We start from the raw sequence: 21,919 nt of genomic DNA on the forward strand, positions 1-21,919 counted from the left end.
CCGCGGGGGTGGCGCGACGACCCGCCCGGGAGTCAGCCGGACGGGCAGTCGGCCACCGGGGCGTCGGGGCGCGGAGCCGGCGTGCGGCGGAGGGCCGGGGTACGGCGGCGGCCCGGGCCCGGGCCGCGCGGCCGCACGCCCCTGCCGGAGACGCCCCTGCGTACCGCACCCACTCCGTGCGGTGACCCGCCGGGCGCCCTCGCGCGCCCGGCGGGCGGCAGACCTAGAGTTGAGGACGAGGCTGCGTGCCGGGACTCGGGGCGGCCGCTCCCTCGGCCCCAGCCACCGCGCCCGGCGCGACAACACCCCAGGAGGGCATGCGACATGTCCACTGCATCTGACACCCCGGTTCTGGACACCCTCGCCGCCATGACCGGCGATTCGCTGGAGCGCTGCGGGATGGACCCGAGCATGCTGCTCCTCGTCCGGATCGCGGCCCTCGCCGCCTCGGACGCCCCGCCGATCTCCTACGTCGCGCACATCGACCCCGCCCTCAAGGCCGGGCTGACGGCCGAGCAGTTGCAGGACGTCCTGGTCGCCATCGCCCCGATCGTCGGCACCGCCCGCGTGATGACGGCGGCGGGCAACATCACCAGGGCGCTCGGTGTGGCCATAGCCGTCGCCGAGGCGGAGGCCGAGGCGCAGATGGACGGTATGGGCTGAGCCGGAGCGGCCAGCGGTCGTACGCAGGACCCCGGGGACCCGGCCCGGCCGATTCCCCGGGGTGCGGGCGGGGCCGGCCGCACCCGGTATCCCAGCGACCGTGTCCGACCGCCGGCGGTGTCGGGCGGTCCGCGGCACCGGCAGCCGGTCACGCGGACGGGCAGACCGGTCCGGCCAGGCAGTCAGGAGAGCCCCATGTCCCGGAACGCGATCACCGCGATGCGCGCGGTGCCCGGTGCCACGCCCGAGGAGCGCAGCGCGATGGGCAGGGACGCCCGTCGCCGCTGCCCCCGGTCGGGGCACGCCGTGTACCAGCCGCGTCGGGACCGGCCCGACCCCTTGGCAATCCTGGAGGCGCAGTCCGCGACGCGGGTGCCGGAGCTGGTCCCGATCCGCTACGCCCGGATGACGGAGTCTCCGTTCCGTTTCTACCGGGGAGCCGCCGCCATCATGGCGTCCGACCTGGCCGGCAGCCCGGACTCGGGCATCTCGGTGCAGCTCTGCGGGGACGCGCACCTGCTGAACTTCCGGCTGCTGGCCTCCCCGGAGCGGCGGCTGATGTTCGACATCAACGACTTCGACGAGACGCTGCCCGGCCCTTGGGAGTGGGACGTCAAGCGGCTTTCCGCGAGTCTTGTCATCGCCGCCCGGGCGAACGGCTTCGACGAGGCCGAGCGCGCCCGCATCGTGAACTCCGCGGTGCGCTCGTACCGCGAGGCCATGTCCGGCTTCGCCGGGATGGGCAATCTCGGCGTCTGGTACTCGAAGATCGACGCGGAGGGTCTTCAGGCCCTCGTCGACGAACAGCTCGACAAGCGGGGCCGCAAGAAGCTGGCCACGGCGATGGGGAAGGCACGGTCGCGGGACAACCTGCAGGTCTTCGACAAGCTCACCGAGGTGGTCGACGGCCGGCCGAGGATCGCGGCGGACCCCCCGCTGTTGGTGCCGCTCGCCGACCTGCTGCCGGATTCCGAGCGGGACGAGCTCGTGGACCGGCTGGGCCGGCTGGTCGGCCAGTACGGCCGCACGCTGGAGAGCAACCGGCGGGCGCTGTTGGAGGACTACAGCCTGGTGGACGTCGCCCGAAAGGTGGTCGGCGTCGGTAGCGTCGGCACCCGGTGCTGGATCCTGCTCCTGCTCGGCAGGGACGGTCGCGACCCGCTGTTCCTCCAGGCCAAGGAGGCCGACACCTCCGTGCTCGCCGACCACGTCGGTGCCAGCCTGTACCGGAACCAGGGGGAACGCGTGGTCTCGGGGCAGCGCTTGATGCAGGCGGCGAGCGACATCTTCCTGGGATGGGAGCGGGTGGACGGGATCGACGGCAGGAAACGGGACTTCTACGTGCGACAACTGCGCGACTGGAAGGGCATCGCGATGCCGGAGACGATGTCGCCCGCGCAGTTGGAGACCTTCGGAAACGCCTGCGGGATGACCCTGGCGCGCGCCCACGCGCGGTCCGGCGACCGGGTGGCGATCGCCGCGTACCTGGGCCGGGGCAATGTCTTCGACCGGGCGCTCGCCGAGTTCGCCGAGGCGTACGCCGACCAGAACGAGCGTGATCACCAGGCCCTGGTCGACGCGGTGCGGGCGGGCCGCCTGCCCGCCGAGGTGCTCCCGGCCGCCTGACCTGCGCGGCCGGTCGCCCGGGCCCGTCCGACGCTTGGGGCCTTGGGGACCTAGCGGCCCTTGGGGAGCGGTCGCGGCCGGACGGCGCCGCCTGCCGCGGCGCCGTCGGGCGGGGTGTACCGGATCAGAAGGCGAAGACCGCGCCGTCGTTCAGGGTCGCCGCCATGGTGCAGGAGTTGGCGAAAGTGTGGTCCCAGGCCACGCGGCGGCCCTCCCACACACCGACCGCGGACACGGTGACGGGGGCGTAGTGCATCGGGCACGCCCGGTCCTCGTCCGGCGTGGACAGCAGCGGCTCGAAGGTGCCGCCGGTGGACCTGAGGGCCGCGCACGCGGCTTCGGGGTCGGGGTGCGTCCCCTGGGCACCGGGGGCGCAGCTGACCGTGGTGGCGCGGACGACGGTGGACGCGGTGACACCGTCCCCCTGGGCGACGCTGAGGACCAGGGCGGAGGGGGCGTACAGGCTCTCGGGCTGAGCCTGCGCGATGCCGGCGGCACCGGCCAGACAGAGGAGCGCGGCGGCGGAGACGGCGGCGGAGCGACGGTAACGCACGGGACAACTCTCTTTCGATTCAATGGTTGAACGCGATGATTACTTTCGGTATCGCGTTCCGTCGCCGCAAAGCCTCGCCGACTCCAAGGCGCACCGCATCTCGATGACCGCTTTACGGACACCCCGTTCGTATAACGGATATCGCATGGCCATTCGAGCAGCTCAGACGGGGTGCCATCGAACCGTCACTCCGTGTGACCGCGGACGGCCCGGGACGGTGACGTGCACCGTTGCGGACGCCGCACCGCTCCGGGGCGGCCCCGGTTCACCGGACGGCCACCCAGCTTGTCCGGATGCAGGCGCTCAGGAGCGGCTCGCGGGGGCCCATTCGCCCAGCAGGGCCTCGGTCGTGGTGATGTCCGCCACCAGCGCGAGCGAGTTGCGGATCACCTCGGCGGTGCAGGAAGCGGGCACGCCGGCGATGGCGTCGGCCGGGACCACGACCCGATAGCCGAGGTTCACGGCGTCGAAGACCGTGTTCGGAACGGCGATGTTGGAGGAGACCCCCGTCACGACGAGGGTGCGGACCCCGAGATTGCGCAGGAGCGCGTCCAGGTCCGTACCGGCCATGGGCGAGAGCCCGTGCAGCCGCCGCACCACGAGGTCCCGCTCGGCCACCGCGATGGGCGCGGCCACCTCCACCGCACGACTCCCGGTCAACTGCCGCACGGGCAGCCTTCCGGCAGCCCGGAAGAGCCGCGCGTTGGCGCTGGCCCCCCGTCCGTCCGGCCGCCGTTCGGCGATCGCGTGCAGCACCTGCACGCCCACCCCGCGCGCGGCGTCGACCAGTGCGGCCACCCGCTCCAGCATCCCGGAGTCCCGGGCCTCCCTGGCGAGTTCGGGCAGCGCGCTCCCTTCACCCACGACGCCGTTCTGACACTCGACGGTGAGCAGCGCGGTCGTGGCGGGATCGAGATCCGGCATGACTCCCCCTGGCGTGGCGTCGGAAGAGCCCTCATGATTCCTGACACACAGTCAGATGAGAAGGGGTGCGTGGCCTATGGACGGTACTCAGCGGCGGGGCCGCCGCATCATGATGAGCGAGGCGGAAGTCGACGCCTTTCTGCGGGAGCAGCGGACCTGCCGGGTGGCGACGGTCTCGCCCGGCGGCCGCCCGCACGTGGGCGCCCTGTGGTTCGCGTGGGACGGCAGCTCGCTGTGGCTGTACTCGATCACCCGCAGCCGCCGCTGGGCGGACCTGCGTGAGGACCCTCGGATTTCGGTGGTCGTGGACGCGGGCGAGTCGTACGACGAGCTGCGCGGGGTCGAACTGTCCGGCAGCGCGGTCTTCGTGGGCGAGGCCCCGCGCACGGGCGAGCCCTGCCCCGAACTGACGGAGCCCGAGCGAATCTTCCCCGTCAAGAACTTCGGGATCGCGCAGATGCCGCACGACGGCCGGCACGCGTGGATCCGCCTGACTCCGGACACGGTCGTCTCCTGGGACTTCCGCAAGATCTGACAGCCCGCCACGCACCCGCGGCAGGCGCGGCGGGCACCTGGCGCGGGCGCCGCGGAGCAGGCGGGGCCGTCACGACACGCCCTGCGCCGGCTGGAGCTCGGCCGCCGTCGTCCGCAGGGCATCGACCGCAGCACGGATGGAAGGCCGGCGGTCGGCGTCCGCACGCCAGACGGCGTACACGTGGCGGCGTACGGCGTCGCAGACGGGAAGCAGCCGCACGCCCGGCGGCACCGGGCCGCGGCCCAGCTTCGGCGCAACGCACACCCCGAGTCCGGCCTCGACGAAGGCCAGCTGGGTGTGGTGCTCCTCGGCGATGTGCGCGATGCGCGGCTCGATTCCGGTGCCGCGCAGGGTGAAGACCAGCCACTCGTGGCAGAACTGGCCCTCGTTCCAGGAGATCCACTCGTCGTCGGCGAACTCGGCGAGCGAAATGGCGCTCCGGTCGGCCAGCCGGTGACCGGCCGGGACCGCGATATCGACGGAGTCATCCAGCAGGTGGGTACGGGTGAGCTCCGCGGGCACCGGCATGCGCTTGTTGTGCCAGTCGATCGCGAGCGCCATGTCGAGGTCGCCGCGCACGACGGCCGTCATGCTCTCCTCGGGCTCCTGCTCGCACACCCGGATCCGCAGGTCCGGATGGCCGGCGCGCAGTGCGGTCAGGGCCTGGGGCAGCAGCCCGCGCATGGCGGTGGGGAAGGCGCCGATGCGCAGCTCGCCGACGGCACGACCGCGCTGGGCCTCGACATCGGCCTGGGCCTGCTCCACCTGGGAGATGATCCGGGCCGCGTGGTCGGCGAGGAGCCGTCCGGCGTCGGTGAGCCGGACTCCGCGGCCGTTCTTCGCCAGCAGCGGCTGTCCTACCTCGCGCTCCAGCTTGGCCATCTGCTGGGACACGGCGGAGGTGGTGACGTGGAGTCCATCGGCCGCGCCGCTGACCGAGCCGTGTCGGGCGAGGGCGTCGAGGGTGCGAAGGCGCTCCAGGTTCAACATATAAGCGATGCTACGTCGTCACTCGGAGAAAATCTCGATTGTCCTACGAAGTTGATGCCAGCACAGTAAGGGGCATGAGCGCACCCGCCGCCCCTCGGCCGGCCCCTGAACCCCCTGCACCGGCCTCCGCCACTGCCTCCACCACGGCCACGGCCACAGCCGCCTCCCCCACCACCGCCCCCCGCCGGCGCGGGCTCCTCGACTGGCGCGTGCGGTTCGCCCTCCTCTCGGTGGTCTGGGGCTTCAGCTTCCTGCTGATCAAGGTGGGCACCGAGGCGTACGCGCCCTTCCAGGTGGCGCTGGGCCGGGTCCTGTTCGGTGCGGTCGCGCTGCTGGCCGTGCTGCTGGTCCGCCGCGAGCCGCTGCCCCGGAGCCTGCGTACCTGGGGCCACCTCACCGTCGCGGCGCTCCTGCTCAACACCGCGCCGTTCTCGCTCTTCGCGTACGCGGAGCTGAGCATCCCCTCCAGCCTGGCCGGCATCTGCAACGCCACGTCCCCGCTGTGGGGCATGGCGCTGTCGCTGGTCGCCCTCTCCGAGGACCGCCCGACGCGCCGCCGCTTCGCCGGCCTGGGCCTCGGCTTCCTCGGTGTGCTGACCGTACTCGGCGCCTGGCACGGCTTCTCCGGCGTCGATGCCAGGGGCACGGCGTTCGCCCTGCTGGCCTCGTTCTGCTACCCCATCGGCTGGATCTACGTCCGCCGCACGCTGGCCGGCACCCCGGGCTCCCCCGTGGCCCTCACCGGCGGGCAGCTCATGCTCTCCACCCTCCAGCTCACGCTGGTCAGTGCCCTGTTCACCGCGGCCCCGGCCTCGTTCCCGCTCTGGCCGACCCTGTCGGTGATCGCGCTGGGCGCCCTGGGCACCGGCATGGCCCTGCAGATGCAGTACGGCCTGGTGACGGAGGTCGGCCCGACCACCGCCCAGATGGTCACCTACTTCATCCCGGTCATCGCCACCACGGCCGGCGTGCTGGTCCTCGGCGAGCAACTGCACTGGAACACCCCGGTCGGCGCCGCGATCGTCCTGGCGGGCGCCGCCCTCACCCAGACCCGCCCCACCCGCCGCACGCAGGCCCGACCCCGCCTGCTACTCTCCGGCCGATCTTCATACCTCCGAGGAGACACCTCTTGAGCCTGGCCGTCGTCCTGCTGTTCATCGGGCCCGCCGCCCTCCTCGCGGGCGCCTGGGTGTCACTGAACATCCGCGGCGCCGCCGACGCCCTGGCACGCCGATCGGCCGCCAACACCGAGCTCGCCCTGCACACGCGTGGCGATCTCGGCCCGGCGCAGCGGATCGCGTCCGCCACGTACTACCGGTTCCTGGCCTCGGTGACCGCGCTGTGCGGCCTCGTCTTCACCCTGGGCGGTCTGCTCGAGGCGCTCTGACCCACGCGCCCCGGTGGTCCTGTCGGCAGGACCACCGGGGCGACGGGAACCGGCCTGACGGGCGCGCCGCGGCCGCCCGAGGCCCGTGCTCAGTCGTTGCGCCCGCCCGGCACGCCGGGGCGGACCGCCGCGACCACCGCGTCGGCCAGCGCCGGGACTTCGGCCACGTCGAGCCCGGACACCGTCAGGCGCACTCCCGGCCCCGCCTCGACGCGGAAGGCGGCCCCCGGGGCCACCCCCCATCCCGCGGCGAGCAGCCTGGCAACGACCACCGTCTCGTCGGCCACCGGCACCCACACGTTCAGCCCGCTGCGCCCGTGCGCCCGCACCCCCCGCTCCCACAGGGCCTCGACCAGGGCGTCCCGCCGCTCCGCGTAGGCCCGCGCGACCGCGGCCCGGTCCACGGCGTGCGAGGTCCACAGCTCCACCATCGCGTACTGCAGCAGCCGACTCACCCACCCGGGGCCCAGCCGCTGGCGCCCCCGCACCCGGTCCAGGGTCACCTCGTCCCCGGTCAGCACCGCGAGCCGCAGGTCGGGCCCGTAGGCCTTGGCGGTGGAGCGGATCACCGCCCAGTGCCGGGTCACCCCACCCAGCGGGTGCACCGGCAGATCGACAATGCCGTGCCCGTGATCGTCCTCGATCAGCAGCACTCCCGGATACCGCGCGAGCAGCTCCCGCAACTCTGCCGCCCGTTCCCCGCTCACGGCCGCGCCCGTCGGGTTCTGCGCACGAGAGGTCACCACCAGCGCCCGCGCCCCGGCCGCGAGGGCCCGGGCCGCCGCGTCGACGCGGGGCCCGTCGTCGTCCACGGCCACCGGCAGCAGCCGCATCCCGAGGGCGGGAACCAGGTCCAGCACGGCGCCCCAACCCGGATCCTCGACCGCCACCGCGTCCCCGGGCCTCAGGTGGGCGGCCAGGACCCGTTCGATGGCGTCCAGCGCGCCCGAGGTCACCGCGACCGGCCCGGGCGGCACCGCGTCCGCGTCGAAGTCGGCTCGGGCGATCCGCGCCAGGTCCGGCGCGACGGGGTCCGCGCCGTACAGCGTCGGTGTCCGCCCGTGGCGGCGGGCGGCGGCCGCCAGCGCCCCGTCCAGCGCGGGGAGCAGGGACACGTCGGGGTTGCCCTGCGCGACGTCCCGCACCCCCGCCGGGAGCACCATCCTCAGCGCGTCCCGCGGGGTGCTCGACGGGCGGGAGCGCACCCGGCTCCCCCGCCGCCCGGCCGTTTCGATGACCCCGCGTTCGCGCAGTGTCCGGTAGGCGGCCGCCACGGTGTTGGGGTTGACGCCCAGCACCCCCGCCAGCTCCCGCATCGGCGGCAGCGGGGATCCGGGGGGCAGCTCGCCCGAAGCCACGCCCGCCTCGACACTGGCGGCGATATCAGATGTACGACGCCCGGTGATCCGATATTCTCCTAGCACAAACCACATTATGCACTAGTGCAATGGAGTCCGCGCCATGACCGCCACGCCTGCCGCGCAGCCGACGGAGAGCACCGGGACGCCCGGTGCGTACGAGCCCACCGACCGCACCGTCCCCACCCGCTCCCGCGACCGGGCCCGCTACGACCGCGAGACGGTGCACTCGATACTCGACGAGGCCTACATCTGCCACCTCGGCTACGTCCGCGACGGCGCGCCGGTGGTGCTGCCGACCCTGTTCGCCCGGGTCGGGGAGTCGCTCTACCTGCACGGCTCCACCGGTTCCCGCCCGCTGCTGGCGGCCGGCCGGACCGACCCGGGGCTGCCCGTCTGCGTCACCGTCACCCACGTCGACGGCCTGGTGCTGGCCCGCTCGGCCTTCCACCACTCGCTCAACTACCGCTCGGTGGTCGTCCACGGAACCGCCCGCCAGGTGACGGACGAGGCAGAGTGCCGAACGGCACTGAACGCCATGATCGACGCCGTCGCCCCGGGCCGTTCCGGGGACGTGCGCCCGGCCGACGCCAAGGAGCTCGCCGCCACCGCGGTGATCCGGGTGGACCTGGACGAGGTGTCCGCGAAGCTCCGCACGGGATCGTCGAACGACGACGCCGAGGACCTGGGCCTGCCGTACTGGGCGGGCGTGGTCCCGGTCGGCGCGACCTACGGGACGCCCGTGCCCGCCCCGGACCTGGCCCCCGGCATCGCCGTCCCGGACTATCTCACCGCGCTCTGAGGAGCCGGCCGCACGGCGGCGGGTCCGGCGGGCCCGCCCGCCGGACGGCGGGACTCCGCCACGATCAACGCGCCGACCGCCGCCAGCAGCAGTGCGGTGCCCAGCACGACGGCGCCGGTCAGTCGCTCCCCGAGGACGAGGACGGCGATCGCCGCCGCGCTGACCGGTTCGATCAGCATGATCACTGACACGGTCGCGGCACGGACGGCGGCGGCACCCGTGAAGTAGAGCGCGTACGCCAGCGCCGTCGGCACGGTGGCGACGTACAGCAGTAGCCACAGCACCCGCCCCAGGTCCGCGGTGTGCGGCAGCAGCCCCTCGGCGGCGGCGAGCGGGAGCAGGCACACCGCGCCCACCGCGACGGACCAGGCGGTGGTCACCAGCGGGTCCCCGGCCGCACCGCGGCGCCCGAGCCGGCGGGCCCGCAGGGTCATCGCGGCGTACCCGGCGGCCGACACGAGCGCCCACCCGACACCCCGCGGGCGCACCTCGGCGCCGCCGCCGCCCAGGACCAGGACGGCGAGTCCGGCGAGCGCCCCCACGACGGCGACCGTGCCGCCGCGGCCCAGACGCTCACCCATCCAGGAGCGGGCGCCGAGCGCGATGAGCACGGGCCCGGCGCCGAGGGTGACCACGGTGCCGACAGCCAACCCGGTCTCGCGCACGGCGGCGAAGTAGGCGGCCTGGAAAAGGGTGAACAGCAGCCCGGTCACGACGAGTGAGCCCACCGAGGGCTCGCCCGCGGACGGCCGGGCCCGCCCTCGCCCGGGGCGCGCCCGGCGCAGGGCGAGCACTCCGAGCAGGACGACGAGCCCGCCCGCGCACCGCCAGAACGACAGGGCGAGCGGACCGAGGTCACTGGCCAGGAAGAGGAGGGAGGCGGCCGCCCCGGCGGTGCCCCAGGCGGCTCCGGCGACGACGAGGTACAGCAGACTGCGCCCGGCGGCGGGCGAGTGGTTCGACACGTGTGTTCTCCGCGCGTGCGTGAAGGATGAGTGGTTCGGGTCATCGCTTCGCGGGCAGCACCGACCCGCCCGGATGCTCCCCGGGCCGGGCCGTCATCGTGGAGGCGCCGCCCGCTAGAACGCGGGAGGCGGAAGCACGGTCGCATGCATGGGCGTCAGCCTAGGCTCTCGTGGGTTCCCGGTCCACCGGGTGCGGTTCGGCGACGGGCTGCGGGGCCGGTCGGGAGGACTGCGCGATGAAGGCGCCGCCCAGCACCAGGGCGCCACCGACGATCTGCCAGGTCGACAGGTGCTCGCCGAGCAGGACCCAGGCCAGCACGGTGGCCACCACGGCCTCCAGGAAGGCCACCACACCCGCGATCTGGGGAGAGAGCCTGCGGACCGAGACCACTCCGGTCACGTACGCGAAGACGGTCGCGACGAGCACGACCCAGCCGAGCAACGCAGGCGCCGGCACCATCGTCCCGCCGACGGACGCCTCCCCGCCCAGCACCTGCCAGTCGATCTCCCACGGTCGGGCGATCACCGTCATCACCAGGGCGCCGACGAGCATGCCGTAGGCGATCACTCCGAGCGGGTCGGGAGCGTCCTCGCCGTCGGAGCCCTGGTCGGCGAAGACGAAGTAGAACGCCTGGCAGCAGGCGGCGGCGAGGCCGAAGAGCACGCCGAGCAGATCCAGGCTCAGCCCGGCCCAGATCTCCACCACGCAGGCCAGGCCGACGACGGCCACGGCCGCGCCGGCGGCGGCCCCGCGGGTCACGGGCCTGCGCTGGACGAAGCGGATGTAACCGAGCAGCAGCGCCGGCCCCAGGTACTCCAGCAGGAGGGCCACCCCCACCGGGATACGGGACAGGGAGGCGAAGTAGAAGGCCTGCACGCCCGCGACGGCGACCAGACCGAAACCCGCGAGCAGCGCGGGCCTGCGCCGGAGGAGGTTGCGGTGGCGCCAAGCCAGCGGGGACAGCACGAGCGCCGCGCCGGCCACTCTGAGCCACACCATGTGGAGGGGGTCCAGACCCGCCTCTATCAGCGGCTTCGCAGCCACTCCGGAACCGCCGAACGCACACGCCGAGACGAGGGCGAGGCCCAGTCCGGCGTTCTTCCCTGACGCTTGCATCCGGTCATCATGACAGGGCGGGTCAGGAGCGTCACTGCCGTGACACCTGTTGAGACAGAGCTGAGATCACAACCGTCGGATTCCGGCGGATCCGACACATCTGACGGTTCGTCAGTATTGAATGTTCCGGTCGCCGAGGTTACCTTCCGCGCACGTACCCGACGAGAAGGGGTGGCCGCATGGCCGAAGTCACCGCGGAATCACGCATCGAGGCGTCCGCCGCGAAGCTCTGGTCCCAGCTGACGGACTGGGACGCGTACGGACAGTGGAGCATGACCCACACCGACTTCCCGCAGGGCGGTCCGCAGACACTGGCCGTCGGATCCACCTTCGCCGAGAACATGAAGATGATGGGCTTCCCGGCCGAAGTCCTCTGGACCGTCTCCGAGCTGGAGGACCAGCGCCTCTTCGCCATCACCGGCAAGGGCCCGATGGGCGTCGCCGTCCTGACCCGCTACACCCTGACCCCGGACGGCGGAGCCACCACGGTGCGCATCGACGGCGAGTTCACCGGTGCCGCTGTCTCCCTGATGGCGGGCAAGCTGAAGGACTCGGCCACCGCCGCCCTGAACGAGTCGCTGCGCAAGCTCGCCGGCCTGGTCGCCTGACCCCACGCCCACATCGCCCCGCTCCCGCCCGCCCGCCCGCATGCCGCCGTACGCACGCGGGCGGGCGCACTCAGTGCTCGTCGGCCAGGATGAGGTAGAGCTTCCTGCGGGCGTCACCCAGCACCGCGAGCGCCTTCTCCCGCTGCTCGGGCGTGCCGGTCCTGAAAACCTGCCCGAAGGCCTCCATCACGCCCGCTCCGGCCTGCCGGACCTCGTGCATCGCCTCGAAATCGAAGCCCCTCCCCGCGTCCTCCCACGGCGCGTCCGGCCCCGACTCGGCCTCGGCGCGACCGGCCTCGGTGAGCGTGAACAGCTTCTTGCCGCCCTCGCTCTCACTCCTGATGAGCCCCTCGTCCTCCAGCAGGCTCAAGGTCGGGTAGACCGAGCCCGGGCTGGGCTTCCACACCCCGCCGCTGCGCTCGCCGATCTCCTGGATCATCTCGTAACCGTGCATGGACCGGTCGGCGAGCAGGGCCAGGATCGAGGCGCGCACGTCACCGCGCCGAGCCCTCCCCCGCGACCCCCCGCGACCGCCGCGGCCACCGAAGGGGCCCGCACCGAAGGGCGGCCCGAACGGGCCGAAGGCCGCACGGAATCCCTGGAAACCCTCCCGACGGTCCGGCCCGCAGTGGCCGTGCCCCCGCCCGTGCTCGTGCCCGTGCTGTCCGTGTGCATGCATGCCCGCACCCCTCTCGCCACGTCGTGTCCACTTCACCGGTTATCCGGTGCCTCTACTATCGATGAGCGATCGCGATCCGTCAACGATATATCGGAAACTGCTCGCCGAACCGCCCCGCCGAACCGCTTCGCCGAGCAACCCGGGTGGGAGACCAGTCATCCCGGATTGGCCTTTGTCGACCATCGGGGAACCGTCCTAACGTCGGCCCATGCGCATCCGAATCGTCGACGCCTTCACCGACCGCCCCTTCCACGGCAACCCCGCCGGAGTCCTGCTCCTCGACGAGGGCGGCTTCCCCCCGGACGCCTGGCTCCAGCAGGTGGCCTCCGAGGTGAACCTCTCCGAGACCGCCTTCGCCCACCCGCTGCCGCCCGGTGGGGACGCCGACTGGGCGTTGCGGTGGTTCACCCCGGCCGCCGAGGTCGACATGTGCGGCCACGCCACCCTCGCCACCGCGCACGTACTGGCCACCGGCGGACTCGCCGGGGGACTGATCCGCTTCTCCGCCCGATGCGGAGCCCTCACCGCCGAGACCGCCGCGGACGGCACGATCACGATGGACTTCCCGACGTCGTCGCTGACCGCGGTCCCGACGCCGCCCGCCGTGGCGCACGCACTCGGCGGCGCACCGGTCCTCTCCGTCCACGACACCGCCGCGCACGTCGGCGACCTCCTCGTCGAGCTTGCCGACGAGAAGACCGTCCGCGAGCTGGAGCCGGACCACGCCGCCCTGCGCGCCTTCGCCAAGCGGGGTGTGATCGTCACCGCCGCCGCCGAGGACCCCTCCCGCGGGTACGACTTCGTCTCCCGGGGCTTCTTCCCGGCCTTCGGGATCGACGAGGACCCGGTCACGGGCAGCGCCCACACCGCACTCGCCCCGTTCTGGGCGCGGCGCCTGGGCCGCACCGGGCTGACCGGCCTCCAGGGCGGAGCCCGACAGGGGCTTGTTCGGGTGACTCTCGCAGGCGACCGCACCCTGCTGACCGGCCACGCGGTCACGGTCCTGGACGGGGAGCTCCTCATCGCCCCGTGACCGCCCCGGGAAGCGGCACGGACACGGGCCGTGGGTCACGGCCCGCGGGGCGGGTCATCCGGAGGACCCGCCGGATGACCCGCCCCGCTCCGCGTCCGCCGGCTTCGCACCCGCGCCCGCCTCCGGGCGCACCCTGGCGCCGGCTTTCGCGCGCGTCGCGTCGCGCCGCTTGCGCTCGGTCTCCGCCCAGGCACCCGAGTCGATGCGCTTGCGGTAGACCTGCCCCGGCTCGGCCGCGCCCAGATGCACCGTCCACAGCCACAGGACGGCCGACACCACGAAGAGGACCAACGCCGTCAGGAGGTAGGAGCCGACCTGCTCGGACTCCGGGACACCCTCCTCGTACAGGAAGCCCGGCACACCCGAGACGAGCGCGTTCACCCACCACGCGAGCGCCAGGTTGAACAGGGCGAGGCAGATCCAGTAGGCGACGCGCATGCTCCGGGCCGGTCCCGCCAGTTCGCCCAGCAGCAACAGGCGCCGCAGCGACACCGGCCCGGAACGGCGGCGCCCGCCCGCTTCGGCCTGGGCACGCCGCACCGACGCGTAGCAGTCGTCCAGCCAGCGCCCCGGCTCCGGCTCGGGATCGGGGCCGTCCGACGGGGCCAGTTGCTTGGCCTGGATCCAGCCGGTGATGAACTGGATCTCCAGCTGGGCCTTCTCCAGCCGTCTGCGGTACTTGTGGTCGGCGCTGCGCGCCTCGCGGCGGTCCCGGATGAGGAGGCTGGCCCCGCCGACGAGGCCACTGATCACGGGCACGAGGAACGGGGCGAACGACACCAGCGAGTCCATGACAGCCACCGCACGCGCCTCCTCACTCCCCCAGCGTCGCACCGTCGCGGCCGGGGGCCCCGCCCTGCGGGGCCGATCGGGTGCGGCGCCGTGTCACGGCGTCGGCAGCCAGCCCACCTTCCCCGCGAGCAGGGCGTACCCGCCGAAGGCCACGATGTCGAGGAGCGCGTGCGCGGCGACCAGCGGCCCGATCCGCCCCCAGCGGCGGTAGGCCAGCACGAACACGACGCCCATCACCACGTTGCCGATGAAGCCGCCGATGCCCTGGTAGAGGTGGTAGGAGCCGCGCAGCAATGAGCTGGCGGCCAGCGCCGCCAGCGGAGTCCAGCCGAGCTGCCCGAGCCGGCGCAGCAGGTAGCCCAGGACGATGACCTCTTCCACCACCGCATTCTGGATCGCCGAGAGGATCAGGACGGGAAACTTCCACCACACGTCGGGGAGTGCCTCCGGCACCACCGTGAGGTTGAAGCCGGCCCCCCGCGCTCCCAGGTAGAAGGCCAGACCCGCGCTTCCGATGCCGGCCGCGACGAGCGCGCCGCGGCCCAGGTCCCCCAGCGGCCGCGTCCGGTCGAAGCCGAGCACCCGCAGCCCGGGCGCGCCCTCCCTGGTCAGCAGGTGCGCCACCAGCAGTACGGGGACCAGCGCGCTCGCGATCCCGAACAGCTGCCAGGCCAGGTCCAGCCACGGCCGACCGGGCGCGTAGGAGCCGTTGAGCGTCGCGGCCTGGTCCTTCAGACCGCCCGGCTTGGTCAGCGAACCGATGAAACTGATCAGCGCCGAGACCCCGCTGGCGCCCAGCGAAAGCGCCAGGACGAGCAGGGTCTCGGTACGCAGGAGGTCCCGCCGCCCGTCCTCGCCCAGCTCCACGAACACCGGCTCCGGCTCCGCCCGCACGCCCGACTCCCGTCCTGCCGTCCCGTTGTGATGCCCCCATACTGCCCCGTCGGTCGGGCGGGGGGATCACCGAGGGCGGGCACGGGAGGTGTCCGGGCGCGGCGGGGCGCCTCAGCTCACGACGGGAACCGCCGCAACCACCTCCTCAGCCAGCCCGACGGGCCAGGTGTGCACGGGGTCACCCTTGTGCATGAGCTCGCTGTAGCGCCGGGTGGTCGCGGCCAGTGCCTCTTCCCGGCCCAGCCCCGTCGCGAGGGCCCGGTGGTAGGTGTCCACCTGCCATGTCGCGCCGTTGACCCGCCGCCGGCAGCGCTCCTCGATGATGCCGAGGTAGTGGTCCCGGTCGCTGGGCTCGATGCCCCAGGCGTCCAGGCCCGCCGCTGCCATCGGCAGCAGCTCGTCCAGGACCAGCCGTACCGCGGGCACGCTGACCAGGCCTCCGGCCCGCCCCCGGCGCGGCCACCGCAGCCGGGCGTCGATCCCGTACCGGCAGGCCGCGTCGAAGTTCGCCTCCGCCTCGGCGAAGGGCAGCCGGGTCCACACCGGTCGCGGCTCCTCCGCGAGGGTGCGGACGAGCCCGTAGTAGAAGGCGGCGTTGGCGACGACGTCGGTGACCGTCGGCCCGGCCGGCAGCACCCGGTTCTCCACGCGCAGGTGCGGCACCCCGTCGGCGACCCCGTACACGGGCCGGTTCCACCGGTAGACGGTGCCGTTGTGCAGGACCAGCTCCTGCAGTCTCGGCACCCCGCCTTCGGCCAGCACCCGCAGGGGCTCCTCCTCGTCGCATATCGGCAGCAGGGAGGGGAAGTAGCGGACGTTCTCGGCGAAGAGCTCGTACGCCGAGTCCACCCAGCGCTCGCCGAACCAGGTGCGCGGCCGCACCCCCTGCGCCTGGAGCTCCGGCGGCCGGGTGTCGGTGGCCTGTGTGAACAGCGGCGGCCTCGACTCCCGCCATAGCTCCCGCCCGAACAGGAAGGGCGAGTTGGCGCCGACGGCTATCTGCGCCGCGGTCACGGCCTGCGCCGCGTTCCACACGGCCGCGAACCGGGCCGGCGTCACCTGGAGGTGCAGCTGTACCGAGGTGCAGGCGGCCTCGGGCACGATCGACCCGGAGGTCCAGATCAGCCGCTCGACGCCGTCTATGTCGAGCGTGAAGTCCTCCCCGCGCATCATCAGGATCTGCTCGTTCAGCAGGGAGTACCGGTCCACCGCGGAGAGGTTCGCGGTGACCAGGTCCGTGCGGGAGATCGTCGGCAGGATGCCGATCATCACCACTCCGGCATCGATCTCGGCGGCCTGCCGGTGGGCGTATCCCAGCCCCGCGCTGAGCTCCTCGGCGAGCCGGTCGAATACCCGGCCGCCGAGCCGGTGCGGCAGAACGTTCACCTCCAGGTTGAACATTCCCAGTTCGGTCTGGAAATCAGGGCTGGCAATCCGCTCCAACACCTGGGCATTCACCATGCGCGGCAATCCGTCGGTTCCCGCGAGATTCAGCTCGATCTCCAGCCCCATCATGTTCTTCGGGCGATCGAACCTCTTCTCCGCCAGAAGTCGCTCCAGTCCCTCCAGACACTCGTGGAGTTTCCTTCGATACCGCTGCCGATCGGACAGGTCGAACCCTCCCGCCACGACCTTCTCCCCCATCGAAGCGTCCCTCCTCGAGTGGGCCTGGTCCGGGGCACCCAGGCGCGCGTTACGGTCGATGATGCCCCGGCATCGTGATCCATAACGCGGAGGAGGGGTGCGTGGCGAGGAGCGCGCGCCGGGTTGGCCGAAGGGCGCTTCGGCACATTCACCTGGCAAGCGGAATTGTGCAAGTTCATCGTGGCACTTGCCCGCTCCTGAAAACAGGCGCTTTCCAGCCGAGCCCCCTTCCGGTAACCTCCGAGGTCAGCGCGACATGTGCGCGCACATCCGGCATGAATGCCATGTCAGTGGGACCGGTAAGCGCCTTGTCGGCAATAGGCGGGACAGCTAGCCGAAACACTGCGTGAACACATGTCGTATAAACTCCGCAAACGAGGCAGAGAGTTGGCGCGCGGCCATTGCCCCTCGGCCCCCCTCTGGCCCCAGAATGCGACAGCGCCGTCCCGCACCTGCCCCGTTTCCACAGGTCTCCCAAGTGAGAGGCGACCCACCATGCCGCTGCATGTCCCCCCGGCTCCCGCACCCGCCCTGCGCAGCATCCTCACGGCACTCGGTTCCCCCACCGCCGTCAACGAGGCGCACACTCCGTCCCTGCGCGCCGTCCAGGGGCCGCTGACCGCCGAGCTCCCCCTTCCGGTCCACGTCATGGACCGGCTGAACCTCTCGGACCTGGCGTCCGTCGGCCGGCCGCCCCGCACACGGCTCGTCGGGTGGCGGTTCCTGATCCGCAGCGGGGACCGGCACGTCGCGGCGGCGGACACCCGACTGACACCCGACGGCTGGGCCTTCTCCCACTTCTTCGAAGGCCCCTACGTCTGCGCCACCGAGCGCGCCCTGCGCCAGGCCGAGCTGCTCACCACCGGCTACCAGCCCCGGCTGCTCTCCGTACCGGAGCTCTACATGCTGACGCTCTGGCTGCACGGGGCGGTGGGCGCGGACCCCGCCGCCGGGCTGCCCGCCGGCGAGGACCTGCTGGTGCCGCTGGCCCCAGCCCCGCCCGGCATCGCCGCGTACCGACCGCATCCGGTCTCCGAACTCCTGCCGGTGCTGACCCACCGGCTCACGCCGGCGACGGCGCCGGCCCCTCCCTCGCTGGCCGCGCCCGCCGCCTGACCCGATGGACCCATTCGGCCTAGTCCACCCGGGCCACCCGTGAACCATCCGAAATGACAGGGGAGTTGGCCTGAACCGCCCGCACGAGTGATGCGTCATCAATCCATGAGGACAGCTGCCGGGAAATCCCTGCGAAGCAGCTGTCGTGGGGGAACACTGATGGCAAGCGCCCCGCGGCTGCGGGGATGACCCAGGGGGACGGCCATGAACCAGGTATCGAGCCGTAGCACTCAGACCACACCGCAGCGAAAGAACGCATCCATGTGCCAGCACCAGCCAGCCTGCCCGTCTGCCGAATCCGCCGACCGGGAGGCCGCGCGCCCGGTGGCCAACCATCCGGAACAGGGCTGGAGCCTGCTGTGCAACGGCGTCCTGCTCTTCGAGGACACCGGTGAGCTGCTGCCGGACGGGCAGATCATCGCCCCGCACCGCCCGCTCGCGGCGGCGTAGGCGAGGACGCAGGACGGTGAAGGGGCCGGCCCCGGGAGAGTCTCCCGGGGCCGGCCCCTTCACCATGTCGTGCGACGGCCTCAGAGGCGGGGGCGCCTCAGTTGTCGTACTCGTCCAGCGGCGGGCAGGAGCACACGAGGTTGCGGTCGCCGAAGGCACCGTCGATGCGGCGCACCGGCGGCCAGTACTTCTCGGCGGCCGTGACGCCGCCCGGGAAGACGGCCTCGTCCCGGGTGTACGGGTGGTTCCACTCGCCGCCCAGCGAAGCCGCCGTGTGCGGGGCGTTCGCCAGCGGGTTGTCGTCCGCCGGCCACTCGCCGCCCGCGACCCGCTCGATCTCGCCGCGGATGGCGATCATCGCGTCGCAGAAACGGTCGATCTCGGCGAGGTCCTCGGACTCCGTCGGCTCGATCATGAGCGTTCCGGCGACCGGGAAGGACATCGTCGGCGCGTGGAAGCCGTAGTCGATCAGGCGCTTGGCGATGTCGTCCACGCTGACGCCCGTGGCCTTCGACAGCGGGCGCAGGTCGATGATGCACTCGTGCGCGACCAGGTTGCCCGGGCCGGTGTAGAGCACGGGGTAGTGCGGCTCCAGGCGCTTGGCGATGTAGTTGGCGCCGAGCACCGCGACCTGGGTGGCGCGCTTGAGGCCCTCGCCGCCCATGAGGCGCACGTACGACCAGGAGATCGGCAGGATGCCGGCCGATCCCCACGGCGCGGCCGAGATCGGGCCGACGCCCGTCTCCGGGCCGGCCGTCGGCTGCAGCGGGTGGTTCGGCAGGTACGGCGCCAGGTGCGCCCGGACGCCGACCGGGCCGACGCCCGGACCGCCGCCGCCGTGCGGGATGCAGAAGGTCTTGTGCAGGTTCAGGTGCGAGACGTCGCCACCGAAGTGACCCGGCTTGGCCAGGCCGACCAGGGCGTTCAGATTGGCGCCGTCGACGTAGACCTGGCCGCCGGCCTCGTGCACCTGGGCGCAGATGTCGGCGACGTGCTCCTCGAACACACCGTGCGTGGAGGGGTAGGTGATCATCAGCACGGCGAGCTCGTCACGGTGCTGCTCGATCTTGGCACGCAGGTCGTCCGCGTCCACCTCACCGTCGTCGGCCGTCTTGACGACGACGACCTTCATGCCGGCCATCACGGCGCTGGCGGCGTTGGTGCCGTGCGCGGAGGACGGGATGAGGCAGATGGTGCGCTGCTCGTCGCCGTTGGCCCGGTGGTAGGCGCGTACGGCCAGCAGACCGGCGAGCTCGCCCTGGGAGCCGGCGTTCGGCTGGATGGAGACCTTGTCGTAGCCGGTGACCTCGCAGAGACGTTCCTCCAGCTCGTTGATGAGCGTGAGGTACCCCTCGGCCTGCTCCACCGGCGCGAAGGGGTGCAGCTGGCCGAACTCGGGCCAGGTCACCGGCTCCATCTCGGTGGTCGCGTTGAGCTTCATGGTGCAGGAGCCCAGCGGGATCATGCCGCGGTCCAGCGCGTAGTCCTTGTCCGAGAGCCTGCGCAGGTAGCGCAGCATCGCGGTCTCAGACCGGTGCTGGTGAAAGACCGGGTGCGTCAGGTACGCGTCCGAGCGCAACAGGCCCTCGGGCAGGGTGTCGGCCGTGGCCTCGTCGAGCGCCTCGATGTCGGCGGTGACGCCGAAGGCGGCCCAGACGGCCTCGATGTCGGCGCGCAGCGTGGTCTCGTCACAGCTGATCGAGACGAGGTCGGCGTCGACCCGGTGCAGGTTGACCCCGCCCTCCCGGGCGGCCGCGACGACCTCGGCCGCGCGGCCCGGCACACGGACGGTGATCGTGTCGAAGTAGGCGCCGTGTACGGTCTCGACTCCGCCGGCCCGCAGACCGGCGGCGAGCAGCGCCGCGTAGCGGTGGGTGCGGCGGGCGATGGTCCGCAGGCCGTCCGGGCCGTGGTAGACGGCGTACATGCCGGCCATGACGGCGAGCAGCACCTGCGCGGTGCAGATGTTGCTGGTGGCCTTCTCACGGCGGATGTGCTGCTCGCGGGTCTGCAGGGCCAGGCGGTAGGCCTTGTTGCCGTCCGCGTCCACCGAGACGCCGACGAGGCGGCCGGGCAGCGAACGGGCGTGCTTGTCCTGGACGGCCATGTAGCCGGCGTGCGGTCCGCCGAAGCCCATCGGGACACCGAAGCGCTGGGTGGTGCCCACGGCGATGTCGGCTCCGAGGGCGCCCGGGGACGTCAGGAGGGTCAGGGCGAGCAGGTCGGCCGAGACGGTGACGATGGCGCCGAGCTCGTGCGCCTGGTCGATGACCGGCTTGATCTCCCGGACGGCGCCGGAGGCACCCGGGTACTGGAGCAGGACGCCGTAGACGCCGCGCTCGGCGATCTCGGCGGGGATGCCGTCGGAGAGGTCGGCGACGACGACCTCGATGCCGATCGGCTCGGCGCGGGTCTCGATGACGGCGATGGTCTGCGGCAGGGCGTCGGCGTCGACGAGGAAGACGTTGCCCTTGACCTTGCCCACGCGGCGGGCCAGGGTCATGGCCTCGGCGGCCGCGGTGCCCTCGTCGAGCAGCGAGGCGCCCGAGGTCGGCAGGCCGGTGAGGTCGGCGACGACGGTCTGGAAGTTCAGGAGGGCCTCGAGGCGGCCCTGCGAGATTTCCGGCTGGTAGGGCGTGTACGCCGTGTACCAGGCCGGGTTCTCCATGACGTTGCGGAGGATCACCGGCGGGGTGAAGGTCCCGTAGTAACCGAGACCGATCATGGGGGTGAGGACCTGGTTGCGGTCGGCGAGCGAGCGCAGCTCGGCGAGCACCTCGGCCTCGGTCCGCGCCTCGGGGAGGTCGAGCGCGTCGGCGGTCTTGATCACATCCGGCACCGCGGCGGCGGTCAGTTCGTCCAGGGAGCCGTAGCCCACCTGGGCGAGCATCTTCGCCTGCGCCTCGGCATCCGGGCCGATGTGGCGCTGTTCGAAGGGGATGCCTCGCTCCAGCTGGGAGAGCGGAATGCGGTTGGCGGTCATGTACGGAGGCCTCCTGGTCATATGACCTGCGAGGGGCACCACGGCGCGGGCACCCGGACGGCCTCCCCCTCTGTCATCTGCACCTGAGAGTTTCACCGGATCTCACGGGGGTCTCCCGAGAGCTCCGGCTTTCACCGTCGGTGAGGAGGGGGACCGGCACTGCGCGCCCGGCACCCGCCCTGCTTTCCAGAGTGGCCTCGTCCGTGCGGTACGTATGCCTGAGAGATTCCGGGGAGGATTTGCTCCTTCGGCGCCTCCGTCTTGCTCACTCGGAGGACTCTCCCGCACAGGGTCGACAGCCGTCACCCAGCCTACCAGCGGGGTTCAAGAGGCTCCCCGAGTGGCCTCCTCTGCGGAAATGCCCTTCTGTAGTCACTAGGGAGCAGTTGCGACAGTTGCGACCATTTGGAGGGACCGTGCAGACCGACATCGATCCGCGCAGCCTGATCGGCCGCAAGGCGTTCGACCGCAACGGTGCCAAGATCGGCACCATCGACGAGGTCTACCTCGACGATGCCACGGGTGTCCCGGAATGGGCCGCCGTCCGCACCGGCTTCTTCGGCCGGGACGCCTTCGTGCCGCTGGAGCCGAGCGAGATGGTCGGCGAGACCCTGCGGGTGCCCTTCGAACGCTCCCTCATCAGGGACGCACCGGATTTCGGCGTCGGCCGCCACCTCTCCCCCGAGCAGGAACTCCAGCTCTATCACCACTACGGCCTGGACACGGCCCTCCCGTCCGACGTCGACCGCGACTTCGGCCGGCTGGCGGGCGACGAGGGCTGACCCGCGCCCCGGCGCCGC

Annotated in this window: 22 protein-coding genes and 1 riboswitch; of the genes, 11 read left to right on the plus strand and 11 right to left on the minus strand. The window is 72.4% G+C overall.

The window, feature by feature from the left end:
- The first annotated feature begins 324 nt into the window (after nt 1-324).
- Entirely contained in the window at nt 325-663 is a 339-nt protein-coding gene (locus R4Z63_RS04650) for a carboxymuconolactone decarboxylase family protein (protein WP_384451896.1), read from the plus strand.
- 195 nt (nt 664-858) lie between these two features.
- Nucleotides 859-2,289: a DUF2252 domain-containing protein gene (locus R4Z63_RS04655; RefSeq protein WP_384451893.1), complete on the plus strand. Its 1,431-nt coding sequence runs from the start codon at nt 859-861 to the stop codon at nt 2,287-2,289.
- A 124-nt stretch (nt 2,290-2,413) separates the two neighbouring features.
- On the opposite strand, the gene R4Z63_RS04660 is transcribed toward R4Z63_RS04655, so the two are convergent.
- Complete coding sequence (locus tag R4Z63_RS04660) at nt 2,414-2,842, minus strand: subtilase-type protease inhibitor (protein WP_037929227.1); 429 nt, start codon at nt 2,840-2,842, stop codon at nt 2,414-2,416.
- Between the two features lie 303 nt (nt 2,843-3,145).
- A complete protein-coding gene (locus tag R4Z63_RS04665; protein WP_384451889.1) occupies nt 3,146-3,766 on the minus strand; it encodes a cysteine hydrolase family protein in 621 nt (206 codons plus the stop codon).
- A gap of 76 nt (nt 3,767-3,842) precedes the next feature.
- Between R4Z63_RS04665 and R4Z63_RS04670 the strand changes: the two genes are divergently transcribed.
- Nucleotides 3,843-4,301, plus strand: coding sequence for a pyridoxamine 5'-phosphate oxidase family protein (locus R4Z63_RS04670; RefSeq protein WP_037929233.1), 459 nt, complete (start codon nt 3,843-3,845; stop codon nt 4,299-4,301).
- 69 nt (nt 4,302-4,370) lie between these two features.
- Here the strand turns inward: R4Z63_RS04670 and R4Z63_RS04675 are convergent, their stop codons facing one another.
- Entirely contained in the window at nt 4,371-5,291 is a 921-nt protein-coding gene (locus R4Z63_RS04675) for a LysR family transcriptional regulator (protein WP_384451886.1), read from the minus strand.
- Nucleotides 5,292-5,365: 74 nt separating this feature from the next.
- On the opposite strand from R4Z63_RS04675, the gene R4Z63_RS04680 reads away from it, so the two are divergent.
- Complete coding sequence (locus R4Z63_RS04680; RefSeq protein ID WP_384451883.1) at nt 5,366-6,424, plus strand: DMT family transporter; 1,059 nt, start codon at nt 5,366-5,368, stop codon at nt 6,422-6,424.
- The gene (locus R4Z63_RS04685; protein ID WP_384451880.1) at nt 6,421-6,678 is read left to right on the plus strand and encodes a hypothetical protein; all 258 of its coding nucleotides are present in this window, start codon (nt 6,421-6,423) and stop codon (nt 6,676-6,678) included. Before R4Z63_RS04680 ends, R4Z63_RS04685 begins: the two co-directional genes overlap by 4 nt.
- A gap of 89 nt (nt 6,679-6,767) precedes the next feature.
- Here the strand turns inward: R4Z63_RS04685 and R4Z63_RS04690 are convergent, their stop codons facing one another.
- Nucleotides 6,768-8,102: an aminotransferase class I/II-fold pyridoxal phosphate-dependent enzyme gene (locus R4Z63_RS04690; protein ID WP_384451877.1), complete on the minus strand. Its 1,335-nt coding sequence runs from the start codon at nt 8,100-8,102 to the stop codon at nt 6,768-6,770.
- A gap of 37 nt (nt 8,103-8,139) precedes the next feature.
- Here R4Z63_RS04690 and R4Z63_RS04695 point away from each other — a divergent pair, with 37 nt between their 5' ends.
- Complete coding sequence (locus R4Z63_RS04695) at nt 8,140-8,838, plus strand: pyridoxamine 5'-phosphate oxidase family protein (RefSeq protein WP_384451874.1); 699 nt, start codon at nt 8,140-8,142, stop codon at nt 8,836-8,838.
- Here the strand turns inward: R4Z63_RS04695 and R4Z63_RS04700 are convergent.
- Together R4Z63_RS04700 and R4Z63_RS04705 are read right to left on the minus strand one after the other, a co-directional pair.
- Nucleotides 8,820-9,803, minus strand: a complete 984-nt coding sequence (locus R4Z63_RS04700) for a DMT family transporter (RefSeq protein WP_384451871.1) — start codon at nt 9,801-9,803, stop codon at nt 8,820-8,822. The genes R4Z63_RS04695 and R4Z63_RS04700 overlap by 19 nt on opposite strands.
- A gap of 160 nt (nt 9,804-9,963) precedes the next feature.
- Nucleotides 9,964-10,920, minus strand: a complete 957-nt coding sequence (locus R4Z63_RS04705) for an EamA family transporter (protein WP_384451868.1) — start codon at nt 10,918-10,920, stop codon at nt 9,964-9,966.
- A gap of 179 nt (nt 10,921-11,099) precedes the next feature.
- Here R4Z63_RS04705 and R4Z63_RS04710 point away from each other — a divergent pair, with 179 nt between their 5' ends.
- The gene (locus R4Z63_RS04710) at nt 11,100-11,528 is read left to right on the plus strand and encodes a type II toxin-antitoxin system Rv0910 family toxin (protein WP_037929248.1); all 429 of its coding nucleotides are present in this window, start codon (nt 11,100-11,102) and stop codon (nt 11,526-11,528) included.
- A gap of 70 nt (nt 11,529-11,598) precedes the next feature.
- Here the strand turns inward: R4Z63_RS04710 and R4Z63_RS04715 are convergent, their stop codons facing one another.
- Nucleotides 11,599-12,207, minus strand: coding sequence for a PadR family transcriptional regulator (locus R4Z63_RS04715; protein WP_384451864.1), 609 nt, complete (start codon nt 12,205-12,207; stop codon nt 11,599-11,601).
- 208 nt (nt 12,208-12,415) lie between these two features.
- Between R4Z63_RS04715 and R4Z63_RS04720 the strand changes: the two genes are divergently transcribed.
- Nucleotides 12,416-13,240, plus strand: coding sequence for a PhzF family phenazine biosynthesis protein (locus R4Z63_RS04720; RefSeq protein WP_384451861.1), 825 nt, complete (start codon nt 12,416-12,418; stop codon nt 13,238-13,240).
- A 54-nt stretch (nt 13,241-13,294) separates the two neighbouring features.
- Here R4Z63_RS04720 and R4Z63_RS04725 read toward each other — a convergent pair whose 3' ends face one another.
- The 3 genes from R4Z63_RS04725 to R4Z63_RS04735 form a co-directional block, all read right to left on the minus strand.
- Entirely contained in the window at nt 13,295-14,041 is a 747-nt protein-coding gene (locus R4Z63_RS04725; RefSeq protein WP_157840319.1) for a hypothetical protein, read from the minus strand.
- An 84-nt stretch (nt 14,042-14,125) separates the two neighbouring features.
- Nucleotides 14,126-14,926 carry a CPBP family intramembrane glutamic endopeptidase gene (locus R4Z63_RS04730; RefSeq protein ID WP_078557083.1) on the minus strand — a complete coding sequence of 267 codons (801 nt, stop codon included), beginning with the start codon at nt 14,924-14,926 and terminating at the stop codon, nt 14,126-14,128.
- Between the two features lie 111 nt (nt 14,927-15,037).
- A complete protein-coding gene (locus R4Z63_RS04735) occupies nt 15,038-16,570 on the minus strand; it encodes a glutamate-cysteine ligase family protein (RefSeq protein ID WP_037929259.1) in 1,533 nt (510 codons plus the stop codon).
- A 495-nt stretch (nt 16,571-17,065) separates the two neighbouring features.
- Here R4Z63_RS04735 and R4Z63_RS04740 point away from each other — a divergent pair, with 495 nt between their 5' ends.
- The gene (locus R4Z63_RS04740) at nt 17,066-17,686 is read left to right on the plus strand and encodes a hypothetical protein (protein WP_037929261.1); all 621 of its coding nucleotides are present in this window, start codon (nt 17,066-17,068) and stop codon (nt 17,684-17,686) included.
- 261 nt (nt 17,687-17,947) lie between these two features.
- Nucleotides 17,948-18,136 carry a DUF5999 family protein gene (locus R4Z63_RS04745; protein ID WP_030009772.1) on the plus strand — a complete coding sequence of 63 codons (189 nt, stop codon included), beginning with the start codon at nt 17,948-17,950 and terminating at the stop codon, nt 18,134-18,136.
- Between the two features lie 97 nt (nt 18,137-18,233).
- Here the strand turns inward: R4Z63_RS04745 and gcvP are convergent, their stop codons facing one another.
- Nucleotides 18,234-21,119, minus strand: a complete 2,886-nt coding sequence (gene gcvP, locus R4Z63_RS04750; RefSeq protein WP_384451854.1) for an aminomethyl-transferring glycine dehydrogenase — start codon at nt 21,117-21,119, stop codon at nt 18,234-18,236.
- A gap of 196 nt (nt 21,120-21,315) precedes the next feature.
- A riboswitch (glycine riboswitch) is annotated at nt 21,316-21,414 on the minus strand.
- Between the two features lie 121 nt (nt 21,415-21,535).
- Here gcvP and R4Z63_RS04755 point away from each other — a divergent pair.
- Nucleotides 21,536-21,901, plus strand: a complete 366-nt coding sequence (locus R4Z63_RS04755) for a PRC-barrel domain-containing protein (protein ID WP_037929267.1) — start codon at nt 21,536-21,538, stop codon at nt 21,899-21,901.
- Nucleotides 21,902-21,919: the final 18 nt, after the last annotated feature.

Source organism: Streptomyces sp. PL-29 (genome assembly GCF_058344425.1).

Excerpts from the sequence above, each read along its gene's own strand:
- gcvP (WP_384451854.1), bottom strand. The coding sequence starts at position 21,119 with ATGACCGCCAACCGCATTCCGCTCTCCCAGCTGGAGCGAGGCATCCCC.
- R4Z63_RS04680 (WP_384451883.1), top strand. The coding sequence starts at position 5,366 with ATGAGCGCACCCGCCGCCCCTCGGCCGGCCCCTGAACCCCCTGCACCG.
- R4Z63_RS04675 (WP_384451886.1), bottom strand. The coding sequence starts at position 5,291 with ATGTTGAACCTGGAGCGCCTTCGCACCCTCGACGCCCTCGCCCGACAC.
- R4Z63_RS04715 (WP_384451864.1), bottom strand. The coding sequence starts at position 12,207 with ATGCATGCACACGGACAGCACGGGCACGAGCACGGGCGGGGGCACGGC.
- R4Z63_RS04665 (WP_384451889.1), bottom strand. The coding sequence starts at position 3,766 with ATGCCGGATCTCGATCCCGCCACGACCGCGCTGCTCACCGTCGAGTGT.
- R4Z63_RS04695 (WP_384451874.1), top strand. The coding sequence starts at position 8,140 with ATGACCGCCACGCCTGCCGCGCAGCCGACGGAGAGCACCGGGACGCCC.
- R4Z63_RS04705 (WP_384451868.1), bottom strand. The coding sequence starts at position 10,920 with ATGCAAGCGTCAGGGAAGAACGCCGGACTGGGCCTCGCCCTCGTCTCG.
- R4Z63_RS04720 (WP_384451861.1), top strand. The coding sequence starts at position 12,416 with ATGCGCATCCGAATCGTCGACGCCTTCACCGACCGCCCCTTCCACGGC.
- R4Z63_RS04710 (WP_037929248.1), top strand. The coding sequence starts at position 11,100 with ATGGCCGAAGTCACCGCGGAATCACGCATCGAGGCGTCCGCCGCGAAG.
- R4Z63_RS04745 (WP_030009772.1), top strand. The coding sequence starts at position 17,948 with ATGTGCCAGCACCAGCCAGCCTGCCCGTCTGCCGAATCCGCCGACCGG.
- R4Z63_RS04740 (WP_037929261.1), top strand. The coding sequence starts at position 17,066 with ATGCCGCTGCATGTCCCCCCGGCTCCCGCACCCGCCCTGCGCAGCATC.
- R4Z63_RS04735 (WP_037929259.1), bottom strand. The coding sequence starts at position 16,570 with ATGGGGGAGAAGGTCGTGGCGGGAGGGTTCGACCTGTCCGATCGGCAG.
- R4Z63_RS04655 (WP_384451893.1), top strand. The coding sequence starts at position 859 with ATGTCCCGGAACGCGATCACCGCGATGCGCGCGGTGCCCGGTGCCACG.
- R4Z63_RS04670 (WP_037929233.1), top strand. The coding sequence starts at position 3,843 with ATGGACGGTACTCAGCGGCGGGGCCGCCGCATCATGATGAGCGAGGCG.
- R4Z63_RS04650 (WP_384451896.1), top strand. The coding sequence starts at position 325 with ATGTCCACTGCATCTGACACCCCGGTTCTGGACACCCTCGCCGCCATG.